Source organism: Roseixanthobacter finlandensis (assembly GCF_043195105.2).
Classification (GTDB): domain Bacteria; phylum Pseudomonadota; class Alphaproteobacteria; order Rhizobiales; family Xanthobacteraceae; genus NCEH01.
This window is the reverse complement of the sequence record NZ_CM195536.1, coordinates 4,418,441-4,433,614: the sequence shown is the minus strand read 5'-3', so window position 1 is coordinate 4,433,614 and position 15,174 is coordinate 4,418,441. Positions and strand designations below refer to the sequence as shown.

Below are 15,174 nucleotides of genomic sequence, written 5' to 3'. Positions count from 1 at the left end.
ATGCCGGCGCGTTGACCTTCGATCTGCGCATTGGAGCTGCCCGTGTCACCTCGCGCCAATTGGAAGGGTTTCCTCAAAATCGCGGAGCTGAGCTGCGCGGTCGGGCTTTATTCCGCCGTCTCCCAGTCCGAGCGCGTGTCGTTCCACACCGTCAGCCGCACCAGCGGCCACCGGCTGAACCGCCTGTTCGTGGACGAGGAGACCGGCGAGGAGGTGCCGCGCGACCAGCAGGTGAAGGGCTATGAGACCGGCAACGGCGATTATGTCGTGCTGGAGCCCGAGGAGATCGCCGCCGCCGTCCCGGACAGCGACAAGACGCTGGATATCTCGGCCTTCATCGCCTGCGCCGACATCGACCTCGTCTATTTCGACCGGCCTTATTACCTTGCGCCGACGGACGATGTCGCGGCGAAGGTGTTCGCGCTGATCCGCGCCGGGATGGAGGCGAAGAAAGTGGCGGCGGTGGCGCGCACGGTGCTGTTCCGCCGCGTGCGCACGGTGCTGCTGCGGCCCTACGAGGCCGGCATGATCGCGACCACGCTCAACTTCGATTATGAGGTCCGCGCCGCCGCCGAGGCGTTTTCGCAGGTGCCGGCCTTTAAGGTGAAGGGCGAGATGCTGGACCTCGCCAAGCACATCATCGCCACCAAGGCCGGCAGCTTTGATCCGCACGCCTTCGAGGACCGCTATGAGGCGGCGGTGGTGGATCTGGTGCGCGCCAAGCTGGAGGGCCGCAAGATCGCCCGGCCGAAGGCGGCGGCGAAATCCAACGTGGTCAATCTGCTGGATGCCCTGCGCGCGAGCGCCGGGGGAGGCGGCGGGGCGAGGGATGGGGCCAAAGGGGGCACGAAGGACGGGGCCAAAGCGGGCGTGAAGGCTTTGCCCAAGTCAGCGGACCCCGCCAAGGGCGGCGCCAAATCCTCGGCCAAGACGAAGGCGTCCAAGGCAGGACCGACAAAGACAGGATCGACAAAGACAGGATCGACAAAGGCGGGGCCGGCTCGCAAGGCCGGCTGAAGCAAAGGCCTTTGGGCGGGCGCGGCCATTCCCTTATTCCTTTTCCTTTATTCCTTTCTTGCCCCTCGTCTTTCAGCGGTCATGGCCGGGCGTGTCCCGGCCATCCACGCCTCGCCGACCGCGCGGGCTTTGAAAAGCCGGTGCCAGCGGTGCCGCGTGGATGCACGGGTCGAGCCCGTGCATGACGATGCTTTGCTTCAATTGTGCGGGACCCTGAATGTCGATTGGGCCTCGGGCCGGATCCGTGCGCACACAGGCCCCGCACTTGCCGCTCTTCCCGCCGCCTTCACTTGCCGCGCTTGCCCCGGCCCTCCTCGGCTTTCAGGCTGCGCTTCAGGGCGTCCATGATGTTCACCACATTGCTGGGCGCCTCGGCCGAGGCCTTCGGCTTGGCGCGGGCGCGGCCCTTCTTCTTGGCGGCGATGATGGCCTTCAGTTCGGCCTGAACGGGATCCTTCACCAGCTCCGCGCTCCAGGGCTGCGCGCGCTCGGCGATGAGGGATTGCACCAGCTTCATCAGCGGGGCCTCGGGCTTGGTGGCGTCGAGCGCGGCGAACACCTCGTCCGGCGGGCGTACCTCGTTGCCATAGCGCAAGGTCCACACCACCATGCCCTTGCCGTCCGGCTTCACCAGCACCGCGCGTTCGCGCCGATAGAGCACCAGGCGGGCGATGCCGGCGGTCCGGGTCGCGCGCATGGCGTCGCGGATGACGGCGAAGGCTTCCTCCCCCACGGGATCGTTGGGGAACAGATAATGCGGCGTGTCGTACCAGAGCCAGCCGATGGAGCCGTCTTCAACGAAGGTCTCGATGTCGATGGTGCGCGTGCTCTCCAGCGCCACCGCGTCCAGTTCCTCGTCCTCGAAGGTGACGTAGCTTTCCCCGTCGCGGGCATAGCCCATCACCTGGTCGTCGTCGGCGACGGGCTCCTGGCTTTCGCTGTCCACATATTGCGCGCGGACCCGATGGCCGGTTTCGCGGTTGAGAGTGTGGAAGCGGATTTTCTCCGCCTGGGTGGTCGCCGGCATCATGGCCACCGGGCAGGTGACGAGGGAGAGCTTGAGAAAGCCCTTCCAGAAGGACGGATTGGCCATCGTCGTTGCTCCGGCGGAATTGTGCGCTCGGGCAATGAACCCTTAGGCTCAAGCCGAGTTCCCCTTGCATCGGACGGAGGTGAGCGTGGCACAGACGAACAAGCTCTCCAAGTATCACGCCAAGCGGGATTTCCAGCAGACGGCCGAGCCCAGCGGCGCGCACGACGTGGCGCCCGCGAACGCGCCGCGCTTCGTGGTGCAGAAGCACGACGCGACGCGCCTGCATTATGATTTCCGCCTGGAGCTGGACGGCGTGTTCAAATCCTGGGCGGTCACGCGCGGGCCCTCCCTCGACCCCGCCGACAAGCGCCTCGCCGTGGAGGTGGAGGACCATCCGCTCGATTATGGCGATTTCGAAGGCACCATTCCCAAGGGCCAATATGGCGGCGGCACGGTGATGCTGTGGGATCGCGGCACCTGGGAGGTGGAAGGCGATCTCTCGGCCGAAGAGGCGCTGGCCAAGGGGGATTTGAAATTCACCCTCCATGGGGAAAAGCTGCACGGCAGCTATGTTCTGGTGCGCATGAAGAGCGACCGCACCGGCGGCAAGCGCACCAATTGGCTGCTGATCAAGCATCGCGACGCAGACGCCCATCCCGGCGACACGGATGCCTTGCTGAAGCAGGATCGCTCGGTCGCTTCGGGCCGCGCCATGGAGGAGATTGCCGCCGGCGAAGGCCCGGCGCCCACCCCCTTCATGACCGCGCGCGACGGAACGATCGCCGCCGATGCGGTGTGGGACTCCCGCGCCGGGCTCGCCGCCGAGAAACGCGCGAAGGCGAAAGGCGCCAGCGCCGCCGGGTCCGCCGTGGTGCGATCGGAGCGCGCGGCGGCGCCGGCACGGACCCGCGCCGGCAAGGTCGCGTCCGGCAAAAGCGCGCCCGCTGGGGCCGCCGCGATGCCGGATTTCGTCCCGCCCCAGCTCTGCACGTCGCTGGAGCGCCCGCCGGTCGGCAAGGAGTGGGTGCATGAAATCAAGCTCGACGGCTATCGCATCCAGATGCGGGTGGAGGGCGGAAAAGCTGCCCTGCGCACGCGCACCGGGCTCGATTGGACCGCGCGCTTTTCCGCCATCGCGCAGGCGGCGGGTGCCCTTCCCGATGCGCTGATCGACGGCGAGGTGGTGGCGCTGAATGCCCATGGCGCGCCGGATTTTCCCGCGCTCCAGGTGGCGCTGTCGGAAGGACGCACAAAGGACCTGGTCTATTTCGCCTTCGACCTGCTGTTCGAGGCGGGCGAGGATCTGCGCGCCCTTCCCCTGGACGCCCGCAAGCAGCGCCTCCAGGCGTTGCTGGCGGCGCATGGCGACGGGCTGCGCATCCGCTATGTGGAGCATCTGGAGAACAGCGGCGATGCGGTGCTGCGCTCCGCATGCCAGCTCGATCTGGAGGGCATCGTCTCCAAGCGGCGGGACGCGCCTTATGCCTCGGGCCGCAGCGGCGACTGGACCAAGGCCAAGTGCCGCGCCGGCCATGAGGTGGTGATCGGCGGCTGGTCGACCACAAACGGCCAATTCCGCTCGCTGCTGGTGGGCGTGCATCGCGCGGATCATTTCGTCTATCTCGGCCGCGTCGGCACGGGATATGGCGCCGCCAAGGTGCGCACGCTCTTGCCGCGCCTGCAGGCGGTGGAGGCGAAGGTGTCGCCCTTCACCGGCGCCAACGCGCCGCGCAAGGAGGCGGGCGTGCACTGGACCCGGCCCGAACTGGTGGCGGAGGTGGAATTTGCCGGCTGGACCACATCCGGCCTGGTGCGACAGGCCGCATTCAAGGCGCTGCGCGAGGACAAGCCGGCCGCCGAGGTGGAAGCAGAGCTGCCGGCACCGGTGGAGGAGACGCAGATCCCGCTTCCCGCGCCGGGGGCGAAGGCCGGCAAGGCGAAAACCGGGACGGCGAAGGACCCGGCTCCGCCCGCCGCCAAAGCCTCTGCGGCGCCCGTGCCGTCCGGCAAGCCGCTGGTGATGGGGGTTCTGCTCTCCAATCCCGCAAAGGCGCTCTGGCCCGATGCGGGCGACGGCGCTCCGGTGACCAAGCTGGATCTTGCCCGCTATTTCGAAGCCGTGGGCGCCTGGATGCTGCCCCATATCCAGGGGCGGCCCTGCTCCATCGTGCGCGCGCCGGATGGCATCGACGCGGAAACCTTCTTTCAGCGCCACGCCATGAAAGGCACGTCGAACCTGCTGACCCTCGTCACCGTCTCCGGCGATCGCAAGCCCTATCTCCAGATCGACCGCGTGGAGGGCCTCGCGGCGGTGGCGCAGGTGGCGGGGCTGGAGCTGCACCCGTGGAATTGCGCGCCCGGCCGTCCCGAGGTGCCGGGGCGGCTGGTGTTCGATCTCGATCCGGGGCCGGAGGTGGATTTCTCCGCCGTGGTCACGGCGGCCCTGGACCTGCGCGCGGAGCTGGAGGCGCTCGGCCTTCGGACTTTCTGCAAGACCACGGGCGGCAAGGGCCTGCATGTGGTGGTGCCGCTCGCGGCGCCGAAATCCGGCGGGCCGGACTGGGCGCAGGCGAAAGCGTTCGCCCGCGCGGTGTGCGCGCGCATGGCCCGCGACGCGCCCGACCGCTATCTGGTGAACATGGCGAAGAAGCTGCGCACGGGCCGCATCTTCCTCGATTATCTGCGCAACGACCGCATGGCGACGGCGGTGGCCCCGCTCTCGCCGCGCGCGCGGCCCGGCGCCACCGTCTCCATGCCCTTGCTGTGGGAGGAGGTGAAGGCGGGCCTCGATCCCAAGCGCTTCACCGTGCGCACCGCGCCCGCCTTGCTGGAGGCGCGCCGGCCCTGGGCGGACTATCAGACCGCCGCAAAGCCGCTCGCCCCCGCGATCAAGCGCCTGGAGGCGGGAAAAACCGCCGGGCGGAAAGGGAAATGACCTTCCGCCCGAGTGTGACCTCCCGCCCGGCGCGCCTCAGAAGGTGATCTTCGCATCGGCGATGAAGGTGCGCTGCGGGAAAGGATGGAACAGCGTGTAGGATTCATTGCCGATATTGTCGATGCCGAGGCTGATGGAGGCCTGCTCGTTGAATTTGTAGCGGGCCTTCACGTCCACGACGAAGAATTTATCGAAGGCGCCATAGACGTTGGGGATGATGTCGGTATTGTCCAGCGTCGAATATTGCTTGCCGCTATAGCGCGCGGCGACGGTATAGGCCCAATATTGGTCCGGCGTATAGGTGGCGCCGATGGTGGCGCGCCAGTCCGGCACATAGGGCACGTGCTTGCCGACAACGCTGGTGCCGGTCGCGCTGGCCCAGGTGGGATCGGCGAGAATGCGCGAATCCACATAGGTCACGCTGCCGAACATCTCCAGCCCGGCGATGAACACGTCCTTCTTCGAGGCGGCGATCTCGATGCCGGTGTTGCGGATCGCCTGCACGTTGGTGACATAGTTCACCGGCACCGGATAATTGGCCAGGAACGCGGTCTGCTGGATCAGCGCGTCGTCCACATGCTCGTTGAACACCGAAAGCCGGATCTTGCCGCCGTCGAAGCTGCGCTCGATGGCCAGCTCCTCGCTGAGCGCGTTTTCGGGGGCGAGATTCGGGTTCGGCACCGCATAGACCGAGCCGGTCTGCACGATCTGGTACAGTTCGGTCACGGTCGGGAAGCGATAGGCCTGCCCGAACGAGGCGGTGACCTGCCATTCGTTCGGCTTCCAGCTCAGCGAGGCCTTGGGCGAGAAGCGGGTCGCGTCCTGCTCCGGCTGGTTCTGGATCGTGGTGCCGGTGATGGTGCCCGCGGAATTGGACGTGGTGGCGAGATTGAAGCCCTGGGTCGCCTGCCAATTCTCCAGCCGCCCGCCGAGCGTCAGCTTGAAATCGGGGGCGAAGCGCCAGGCATCCTGGCCCCACAGCGCCGCGGTGGTCGTGGCGCCGATGCTGTCGGTATACATTTTCGACGTGGCATCCGGGCCGGAATTCCAGATCGTCGAGGCATAGGTGGGGTTGTTGAGATAATAGCGGTTGGCGTGGAGGCCGAAGCTCACCTCATGGGCCTCGTTGGGCCGCCAGATGAATTTCGCGTCGCCATTCATCCAATTGGTGCCGTCGAGCCGGGCGATCTTGCCGTTGGTGGTGAAGAACGGCCCGGTTGAACTCACGCCATAGGGGCTGCGTTGGATGTCTTCGAGATAATCATAGCGCGAGAGGGCGAGGTCGAAATCGAACAGGCCGCCGGTGTCGCTCTTCAGCGTGAAGGCATTGGCGAGATGCTGCTGGTTGATGGTGTAGTTGGAATTGGCAAAGCCCGCGATGCCGCCGAAGGTGGGCACTCCGCCGAGCGTGCGCAGATAGGTCTGGACGGTGGACTCCCCGTCGTTCGCCCACAGGCCGATCATGTATTTCGCCTGCAGCCAGGGCGTGATGTCCCAGGCGAACTTGCCGTTGAGATTGGTCATTTCCGTGTGCAGCAGCCCGCCCGCGCCGGCGACATTGGCGACTTGCCCGGTCTTGTTGAGCTGGGGGATGAGGCCGGTGGTCTTGGCGGGCACGCCCGGCGTGGTGATCCAGGACAGCGGCTGGCTGTAGCTGTTCTGGTAATTGCCGGTGATGAGGAAGGAGAAATTCTCGTTTCTGTTGCCGGTGGAGAGGTTGGTCTGGTCGGTACGATAATTGCCGTTGGTGTCGTAGCGGGAGAAGGTCTGGAGGGCTTCGGTCTGCTTGATGCTGGCCTCGAATTTCTCGGGCATCTTGGTGGTGATCAGCAGCACGCCGCCGATGGAATTGCCGGGATAGGCGGCGGCGAACGGGCCGTAGAGGAAATCCACCCGCTCGATCTCGTCGGGCGTCACGAGCCCCCAGCGCGGCGCGCCGATGGAATTATTGTTGGCGATCAGGGCCGACAGCAGAAGATCATCGGCATAGACGAGGCTGCGGGCGGAGGAATTCACCCCCCAGGTCCGCGTCGCCAGCACCGGCTGGGTGTCGCCATTGTTGCGCTTACGCACGAACAGGCTGGGCAGATATTTCACCGCATCCTCGGTGTCGACGATGTTGATCGTCTGCTCCACCTGCTTGGCCGTGACGCTGGCGCTGGTCTGGGGCAGCTGGAACTTCTGCTTGGCGGGGGGAACGTCGGAGGCGGGCTTCTGGTCTGTGTTTACGGTGACTTCCGGCAGATCGATGGTTTGGCCGAAGGCGGCCGTGCACGATGCGGCAAGCATCGCTGCGGCGCCGGCCGCGCGGAACAGGCGGGACATGGGACAACTCCAGGAATGAACGTGCGGATCGGCGCGCGGCCGGTGCGGATCACGCGGTCCTGGGTGGTCCCTGGGAGAGGCGGGGGGTGGGCGCCGGGCTGCGCAGGGCGAATGCCCGCTCCGTGGCGTTCGTCACACGCAGGAAGGCGCGGTCCAGCGGCACGAAATCGGCCAGGGCGGGCGGGGTGAAGCCGGTGCCGGCAAAGGCGCACAGGGCGCAGGATGCGACCGGAACGGTCTTGCCGGAGGTGGGGTGCTCGCCCCCCGCAGTGCCGCCTGAATCGCTGCCGTCGTCGTGGCTGGCAAGGCAGAGGATCTGCGTCGGATCGGCGGCGAGCGCGGCGCGGGTGGTGTGGGCGGTGGACAGGCTCAGCGCCAGCACGGTCTGGAGTACGAACACATAGGCCATCGCCAGGGCGAACCCCGGGCGCAGCCATGTCTGTGTTGTGCGCATCCGTGACACGATCGGGCCGCCCGCTCCCCGCGCCCCTCATTGAGCGGGGGCGATCCTCCTCGCTAGCATCATGGGGCTCGTGCGGAAATATCGCCATCCGGCTTTCCCACCGGCGGCGCGCCGTCTTTTCGCTGTATTTGCGCCGCAATTCGCCGCTGCGGGAGCAGTTTCGACGCCCCGCGCGGCCCGTCACCTTTTCGTGATGCGCAGCCGGTCAGTGAATCTCCGCGCGCTCCATCATCTCCCGCAGGCGCAGGGCGAGCGCGTCAAGGGGGAAGGGCTTGGTGATCATCTCCATGCCCGGTTCGAGAAATCCGTTGGCCATGGCGGCGTTTTCGGCATAGCCGGTCATGAACAGCACCCGCAGGTCGGGTCGCGCCACCCGCGCGGCATCGGCGATCTGGCGGCCGTTGAGACCCGGGAGGCCGATATCGGTCACCAGCAGGTCGATGCGCGCGTCCGATTGCAGGATTTTCAGGCCCTCCGGCCCGTCGCCCGCCTCCAGGGCGTGATAGCCCAATTCGTGCAGCACCTCGATGATGAGGCCGCGCACCACCGGTTCGTCCTCCACCACCAGCACGGTCTCGTCCTGCTCCGGGCGTGGCAGGACGGCGGGCGTGCCGACCTCTTCCTCCGCCGCCGCCACGCCGCGATAGCGCGGGAGATAGAGCTTCACCGTCGTGCCCTTGCCGGCCTCGCTATAGATCTTGGCATAGCCCTCCGACTGGCGGGCGAAGCCATAGATCATGGACAGGCCGAGCCCGGTGCCCTGGCCGATGGGCTTGGTGGTGAAGAACGGATCGAAGGCGCGGCTCATCACCTCCGGTGACATGCCGGCGCCGGTATCGGTGACGCAGATGCAGATATATTGCCCCGGCCGCACGTCGCGCACGCTCGCGGCATAGGCGCCGTCCAGATGGGCGTTACAGGTCTCGATGGTGAGCTGCCCGCCGTCGGCCATGGCGTCGCGGGCGTTGATGCACAGGTTGAGAATGGCGTTCTCAAGCTGGTTGGGATCGCACAGGGTCTGCCACAGCCCGCCCGCCAGCACGAGTTCGAGCGCGATCCGCTCGCCGAGGGTGCGGCGCAGCAGGTCTTCCATGGAGGCGACCAGCGGATTGGCCTTCACCGGCTTCGGGTCCAGCGGCTGGCGGCGCGAGAAGGCGAGCAGGCGGTGGGTGAGGGCGGCGGCGCGATTGGCCGAGGTCATGGCGCCGGAGATGAAGCGCTCCAGCTCGCTCATGCGGCCCTGGGCAATGCGCCGCTGCACGATGTCCAGCGAGCCGGTGATGCCTTGCAGCAGATTGTTGAAATCATGCGCGATGCCGCCGGTGAGCTGGCCCACGGCCTCCATCTTCTGGGATTGGCGCAGCTGCTCTTCCATGTCGCGCTGCTCGGTGATGTCGCGGCCGATGGCATAGAACAGGCCGGCTTCCGGGGACGCGGTCCAGGAGATGCGGCGATATCCCCCGTCGCGGGTGCGATAGCGGTTTTCATAGCGCAGCGTGGCGGTGCCGCCGTCCAGGAGCGCGATCTTCTCGCGCGCGGCGTCGGCATCGTCGGGATGGACGAGGTCCGGCACCCGGGCGGAGAGCAGTTCCGCTTCGCTCCAGCCGAGCACGCTGGTCCAGGCGCGGTTGACGGCGATCAGCCGCCCCTCGGCGTCGAACACGTTGAGCAGGTCGCCCGAAAGGCGCCACATGCGGTCGCGCTCGCGGGTGCGCTCCTCCACCCGCTGCTCCAGGGTTTCGCGCGCGGCCTGGACGCTCTTGAACAGATTGGCATTGTCGATGGCGATGGCGGCCTGGGCGGCGAGGCCGGACATCACCCGCTCGGAGCGTGCGCTGAACATGTCCGGCTCGGGATGGCCGAACAGCAGCGCGCCGACCCCGTCGCCGGAACGCGAGACCACAGGCACCGCCAGATAGGAGCGCACCGGCAGATGGCCGGGCGGCAGGCCGAGATGCGGAGCATTGCCGCCATAGCGCGGGTCGGTGGCGATATCGGCGGAGCGCACGACACTCAGCCCCCGGAAGGTCGGTTCGAACATGGGCGTGATGCGCGGCGCCCCGAGAACCGTGAAGGCGGCGGCATCCGCGCCCGCCAGCGACACCAGGGTGAAGCTGTCGTCCGTCGCCCCCCGCGCCTTGTAGAAAAACGCGCCATAGGCCGCCTGCGTGAGCGCGACGCCGGCCTCCACCACCTGCTTTACCAGCTTGTCCGGATCGAGCTCGGCGGCGAGCGCGCTGGTGGTGCGATTGAGCAGTTCCAGGACTTCGCTTTCATTGGCGAGCTGGTCGCGGCTTTCGCGCAGGTCGGCTTCCGCGCGCTTCTGCGCGGTGATGTCATAGGTGACGCCGAAATAGCGGTGCGCGCCGGTGGCGGTGTCGGACACCGGCTCGCCCTGCCGCGCGATCCAGCGCACCTCGCCGGTATCGGGGCGGCGGATGCGATATTCGGTATAGGCGAGGGCATCGCCCGGCAGGGCATTGGCGAGGGTCTTGATGCGCGGGCGGTCCTGCGGCACCACCAGTTCGTAGAGTTCGCTCAGGGCGAAGGTGCTGCGCACGTCCAGGCCCCAGAGGCGGCAGAAGGCCTCCGAGACGTTGACCATGCCGGTTTCCGCCATCAGCTCGAACGTGCCGATGCGGCCCGCTTCCTGGGCGAAGCGCAGGCGCTCCTGGCCGTTGCGCAATTCCTCCATCCGCGCCCGCGCCTCATATTGCCGCCGCCGCCCGCGCACGGCGGTGCGCGCGAGGCTGAGCAGCGAGGTCGGCTGGAACGGCCGCTCCACGAACGAGACGTTGCCGAGGATGTCCGACAGATGGACGGTGAGCGGGTTACGGTCGGTTTCCGCCCGGTCGGTGAGGATGATGAAGGGAAAATCCGACCAGGACGACTGGCCGGCGATCCAGTCGCGCAGCGTGGAGAGATCGGTGTCCACCAGCGCCTGATCGGCGATCAAAGCGAGCCCGGCCCCGGCCGTCAACTCACCCGCGAGCGCGGGCAGGTCGTCGCACACGGCGTGCGGCATCTGGGCATCGGCCAGCAGCCGGGCGAGCAGCGTGCCTTCGCGCGCATCCGGGCACAGAATGAGCGCGCGCTCGGAATTGGGGCCGGGCTTCATGACCCGACATCCCGGCCGGCATTCCCGCCCCTGCCGCGCCCCATGCGTCGAGTCCCGCCCGGCAGGCGACGCCATGGACTTTCGACGGCGGCAGGCGGTCCCGGCAGGAACGAAGGAAAACGGAACATCGAACCTCGCATCACGCACTGTGCCCCACCATAGCGCGGCCCCGCCGAGATCGCACCGGGTCGAAAAAGATTCACTGTCCGGCAAGAGCTTAAGCGGGACCGGCTGAATCCGGCGGATCGCGTTCGAATGATGTGCGGAGGTATCTTTTAACGGCACCGCGCTCGACAGGACGGGCGAAGCTTGAAATAAAGCAGATTGAGTATTTCCGGCCGTGCGTGATCGGAGCCCGGGTCCTTGATTCAACTCCTTCTTCTCCTTCTGGGCGCGCGGCTGCTGCGGCGCCGCTGGTGGGTTCTGGCGCTCGCGGGCGCGCTCTGGCTGGTGCTGGGGCTGCTGTTCTTCGCCGATGCCTTCATCGACGAGATCCGTATTCCCCCGACCGTGTTCGCCATTCCCCTGCTGCTGGACGGCATGCTCTCGGTCGTCACCTTCTTCGGCCGGGTCGGCGGCACGCGGCCGCTGCGGCTGGCGAAGGGGCTGGTGTTCCTGGCGATTGGCCTGCTGATCATCGATTCGCCCTGGCACAGCGACATGATCATCGGCTTCATCGTCGGCGGCTTCCTCGTCACCGACGCGACGCTGCGCGCGGTAAGCGGCTATATCGTGCGGTTTGCCGGCTGGCGCATGTCGCTGCTCGCGGCCGGCGTGGAATTCCTGCTGGGCGTATGGTCGCTCGTGCCCTGGCCCACCCAGTGGCAGGCGGAAGTGGGGGCGGACGTCGGGCAATTGCTCATGGTCTCGGGCTTCGGCATCTGCGCGCTCGCGTTCCGCATCCGCCACCTGCCGGAGGACACCCCGATCTCGGCCATCCTCAGCCGCGGCTGGCCGCGCATGGATTGGAGCAAGGCGCTGCGCTCCGGCGCCGCCACCGAGGAGGAGCCGGCGGAGGAAGCGGAGCGGGACGTGGTGATCGTCCATGTGTGGACGCCCACCGGGCACATGGTTTCGCTCAACCACGGCGTCAGCCGCTACATCGCGGCGCGTGACGCGAAGGGCGTCATCTCCACCGGCCATGCGGCGCTGGAGCTGCCGCCGGATGTCTATATCAGCCATTATCCGGGCCAGGAGATCGACCGCTCGCCGAGCGATTTCTCGCGGGTGCTGCGCGCGACGGCGGAAAACGACGCGCCGGGCGTGTTCCAGCCGAGCTATGTCGAGGAAAGCGCGGACTGGTGCCCGTCCACGTCCGAGGTGCGCCTCGTGGGGCTCAACACCACGGCGGTGCGGGCGTTCTGGGCGCAGTATCGCCTGGACCTCACCTATAATCTCACCAATCGCAATTGCTCCAGCGTCGTGGCCAAAGCGCTGGATGCGGGGCTCGACGGGGTGTTCGAGGACCGCGCGCGCTCGTTCCTGTTCGTCCTGCGGCTGGTGTTCAGCGTGGAGCTGTGGGTCGCCGGCATGCTGCGCCATCGCGCAGCGGCCATGGCCTGGACGCCCGGGCTGGTGCTCGATTATGCCCGCGCCGTCAGCGCCCTTGTGGAGGTGCCGCAGCGCGCCGAAGTGGGCGCCCTGTTCCGGCTGGCGCGGCGCGGATAGAGCGCGATCCGCCCCTATGGAACCCCTTGTTGGTTCCATAGGGGCGGTGAATCGCCCTCTAACTTATTGAATAGAGGCGGATTCACTATGGTCAGATCCGGCTCTGGCCGCTCAGGCCGGCAGGGCGAGGTGCGCGAACGCGGCCTTCAGGCGCGGCACGGCGAAATCCACGAACGCCCGCACCTTGGGCACCGAGAGGCGGCCTTCGGGCATGATGAGGTGGACCGGGAGCGGCGGCGGCTCGTGCGGCGCCAGCACAATCGACAGCCGCCCGGCGCGCACATGCTCCGCCACCTGATAGGACAGGACGCGCGTGACCCCATGTCCCTCCAGCGCCGAGCCGATCGCGGCCTCGACGCTGTTGACGATCAGGCGCGGGGCGATCTGCACCGCCTGGCCGCCCGTGCCGGTGCCGCCGGCGAAGGCCCAGGCCTCGTGCCCGAAGCTGGTCATGGCGATGCACCGATGGTCCGTAAGATCCGACGGGAGGAGGATCGCCGGCCGCTCCGCCAGATAGGCGGGGGCCGCGCACAGCACCCGCCGCACCTCGCCGATCTTGACCGCGATCAGGCTGGAATCCGGCAGATGGGCGATGCGCAAGGCCACGTCCACGCCCTCGTCCATCAGGTTCACCGACCGGTCGAGCAGCAGCAGGCGCGCGCGCACCGCCGGCTGGGCGTCGAGATAGGCATCGAGAATGGGGCGCAGCACCTTGGCGCCGCTCACCAGCGGCGCGGTGAGGGTGAGCGTGCCGCGCGGTGCCGCCCGCTCGCCCGCGGCCAGCATGTCGGCTTCCTCAAGATCGGTCAGCATGCGCCGGCAGGCGGCGGCATAGCGCTCGCCGGCCTCGCTCAGGCGCAGCGCGCGCGTGGTCCGGTGCAGCAGCTGGACCCCCACATGGGCCTCCAGGAAGGCGATGGCGCGGGTGACGGCGGCCGGCGAATGGCCGAGCCGGCGCCCGGCTCCGGCAAGGCTGCCTTCGTCGAGCGCGGTCACGAACACCCGCATGGCATCGATCCGGTCCATCATCGCTCCCCGGCCGCGCGGGCCGATCTCATAGAGGCATAGGGCGTTGTCCCGGTTCCGGGAATCGGGACAACGCCCTCGGTGCATGGGCGCGCTTTCGTCTGGTGCGCCGCGCGCCGCCGCGCCAGAAAGCGCGGATCAGCGGACCTTCGCCTGCGTGCCCGCCGCCTGCACGCCCGTGGCCTGCGCACCGGCGAAGGCGGCGAGGAGCGCGAGCAAAGGCGGCACCGCGAAGCACCACATGCCGATGAACACATACAGCAGCGCCGCGAGCCCGCAGCCGAGCGCGAAGGCCGCGACCGCGCCGGACATGCGCCCGAGCCGCCCGCGCGCGGTCGCCGCCTGGTCCGGCGGCAGGCCGCGCGCCAGATCCACGAGGTCGATCATCACCTGGGTGGTGGTGCCGGTCATCAGCGTGGTGGGCGGCGCGCTGGCGAGGTGGATGCGGTGGATGGCGTTCTGGATCGCCATGGCGGACACCAGGGTCATGCCCGTGAGCATCGCGCGCCAGGCATCGGAATCGGCGAACGGGCCAAACGTCACGGCCATGATTGCGGCGGCCGTGAGCAGGGCGAACTTCAGGCCAAGCAGGGTGCGCATCTGCGGCAGGCCGCGCGCTTCGAGCCCGTAGCCCAGCAGGCGCACCAGCATCACCACGACGCAGAACACCGGCAGCGCCAGCAGCTTGGCCCAGGCGCCGGAGGTTCCATGCACCATGGCGGCGCCGAAGGTGACGAAGTTGCCCGTGACATGGGCGGTGAACAGGCCCTGGAGCGCGAGGAAGCCGGCCGTATCCACATAGCCGCCGTTCAGGCTGAGAATCGCGGGCAGGCCGGGCTTCATAAGGTGTCCCCAGACGTGATGCGGGCAAGGGAAGGGTGAAGGGCGAGGGAAGGGACACATCGAGCGCGGCGCGCATCGGCTCGAGGGCGGGCGGGGCCGGCCCTCGAACCTGTTTGGCAATGCGTGATCAGGCTTCGCGGCGGGTGGTCTCGAACAGGAACCAGGCGCGGCGCTCGGTCTCGTCGATCCAGTTTTCCAGCAGGCTGGCGGTGGCGACATCCTGGTTCTCGTCACACAGGTCATGCACCTCACGCATGGAAACGACGAGCTGCACATTGTCGTCGCGCAGCTCGCTCAGCATGTCCTGCGGAGTGACATATTCGGCGTCATTGTCCAGCAGCCGCTGCTGGCGGGCGATCTGGCCGATGGACTTGATCGTGGTGCCGCCGATCTTGCGCACGCGCTCGGCGATCGGATCGGTCATGGCGAAGATCTGGTCGCTCTGCTCGTCCAGCAACAGGTGATAATCGCGGAAATGCGGGCCGGACATGTGCCAGTGGAAGTTCTTGGTCTTCAGATAGAGCACGAACACGTCGGCGAGCAGGCCGTTCAGCGCGCCGGCGATGTCCTGCACCGCGTTGGAGGAATAATTGGCGCGGGTCTGCAAGGCGGCGGCGGCGCGCGATTTTGCGGCGTCGAGCTTTCCCTCGGTCTTGGCTTCGGCCTTGGGTTCGGTTTTGGCCTTCTTGGATTTCGGCGCCTGGGACTTGGTGTCACTCATGGGACAGCTCCTGGGAACTGAGGCG

General features: G+C 67.6%; 10 protein-coding genes. 3 read left to right on the top strand and 7 right to left on the bottom strand.

Translation table 11 applies throughout. The features are described 5' to 3' along the window. Positions 1 to 42: 42 nt before the first annotated feature. On the top strand, positions 43 to 1,017 hold the full coding sequence (ku, locus tag V5G24_RS20695) for a non-homologous end joining protein Ku (protein WP_394083733.1): 975 nt from the start codon (positions 43 to 45) through the stop codon (positions 1,015 to 1,017). A gap of 286 nt (positions 1,018 to 1,303) precedes the next feature. Here ku (V5G24_RS20695) and ku (V5G24_RS20690) read toward each other — a convergent pair whose 3' ends face one another. Beyond that, positions 1,304 to 2,110: a non-homologous end joining protein Ku gene (gene ku, locus V5G24_RS20690; protein WP_394083735.1), complete on the bottom strand. Its 807-nt coding sequence runs from the start codon at positions 2,108 to 2,110 to the stop codon at positions 1,304 to 1,306. Positions 2,111 to 2,195: 85 nt separating this feature from the next. Between ku (V5G24_RS20690) and ligD the strand changes: the two genes are divergently transcribed. Continuing rightward, complete coding sequence (gene ligD, locus V5G24_RS20685) at positions 2,196 to 4,985, top strand: DNA ligase D (protein ID WP_394083737.1); 2,790 nt, start codon at positions 2,196 to 2,198, stop codon at positions 4,983 to 4,985. 36 nt (positions 4,986 to 5,021) lie between these two features. Here the strand turns inward: ligD and V5G24_RS20680 are convergent, their stop codons facing one another. The 3 genes from V5G24_RS20680 to V5G24_RS20670 all read right to left on the bottom strand — a co-directional run bounded on the left by V5G24_RS20680 (position 5,022) and on the right by V5G24_RS20670 (position 10,891). Then, entirely contained in the window at positions 5,022 to 7,310 is a 2,289-nt protein-coding gene (locus V5G24_RS20680; RefSeq protein ID WP_394083739.1) for a TonB-dependent receptor, read from the bottom strand. Positions 7,311 to 7,359: 49 nt separating this feature from the next. Then, a complete protein-coding gene (locus V5G24_RS20675; protein WP_394083741.1) occupies positions 7,360 to 7,764 on the bottom strand; it encodes a hypothetical protein in 405 nt (134 codons plus the stop codon). A 214-nt stretch (positions 7,765 to 7,978) separates the two neighbouring features. Further along, positions 7,979 to 10,891 (bottom strand): GAF domain-containing hybrid sensor histidine kinase/response regulator, encoded by a 2,913-nt coding sequence (locus V5G24_RS20670; protein ID WP_394083743.1) that lies wholly within the window; start codon positions 10,889 to 10,891, stop codon positions 7,979 to 7,981. Positions 10,892 to 11,254: 363 nt separating this feature from the next. On the opposite strand from V5G24_RS20670, the gene V5G24_RS20665 reads away from it, so the two are divergent. Then, complete coding sequence (locus V5G24_RS20665) at positions 11,255 to 12,559, top strand: HdeD family acid-resistance protein (RefSeq protein ID WP_394083745.1); 1,305 nt, start codon at positions 11,255 to 11,257, stop codon at positions 12,557 to 12,559. 111 nt (positions 12,560 to 12,670) lie between these two features. Here the strand turns inward: V5G24_RS20665 and V5G24_RS20660 are convergent, their stop codons facing one another. The 3 genes from V5G24_RS20660 to V5G24_RS20650 form a co-directional block, all read right to left on the bottom strand. Then, a complete protein-coding gene (locus tag V5G24_RS20660; RefSeq protein WP_394083747.1) occupies positions 12,671 to 13,585 on the bottom strand; it encodes a LysR family transcriptional regulator in 915 nt (304 codons plus the stop codon). A gap of 138 nt (positions 13,586 to 13,723) precedes the next feature. Further along, positions 13,724 to 14,428, bottom strand: a complete 705-nt coding sequence (locus V5G24_RS20655; protein WP_394083749.1) for a YoaK family protein — start codon at positions 14,426 to 14,428, stop codon at positions 13,724 to 13,726. Between the two features lie 127 nt (positions 14,429 to 14,555). Beyond that, complete coding sequence (locus tag V5G24_RS20650) at positions 14,556 to 15,149, bottom strand: Dps family protein (protein WP_394083751.1); 594 nt, start codon at positions 15,147 to 15,149, stop codon at positions 14,556 to 14,558. Between the last annotated feature and the right edge of the window lie 25 nt (positions 15,150 to 15,174).

Excerpts from the sequence above, each read along its gene's own strand:
- V5G24_RS20660 (WP_394083747.1), bottom strand. The coding sequence starts at position 13,585 with ATGGACCGGATCGATGCCATGCGGGTGTTCGTGACCGCGCTCGACGAA.
- V5G24_RS20655 (WP_394083749.1), bottom strand. The coding sequence starts at position 14,428 with ATGAAGCCCGGCCTGCCCGCGATTCTCAGCCTGAACGGCGGCTATGTG.
- V5G24_RS20650 (WP_394083751.1), bottom strand. The coding sequence starts at position 15,149 with ATGAGTGACACCAAGTCCCAGGCGCCGAAATCCAAGAAGGCCAAAACC.
- V5G24_RS20680 (WP_394083739.1), bottom strand. The coding sequence starts at position 7,310 with ATGTCCCGCCTGTTCCGCGCGGCCGGCGCCGCAGCGATGCTTGCCGCA.
- V5G24_RS20675 (WP_394083741.1), bottom strand. The coding sequence starts at position 7,764 with ATGCGCACAACACAGACATGGCTGCGCCCGGGGTTCGCCCTGGCGATG.
- V5G24_RS20670 (WP_394083743.1), bottom strand. The coding sequence starts at position 10,891 with ATGAAGCCCGGCCCCAATTCCGAGCGCGCGCTCATTCTGTGCCCGGAT.
- ku (WP_394083735.1), bottom strand. The coding sequence starts at position 2,110 with ATGGCCAATCCGTCCTTCTGGAAGGGCTTTCTCAAGCTCTCCCTCGTC.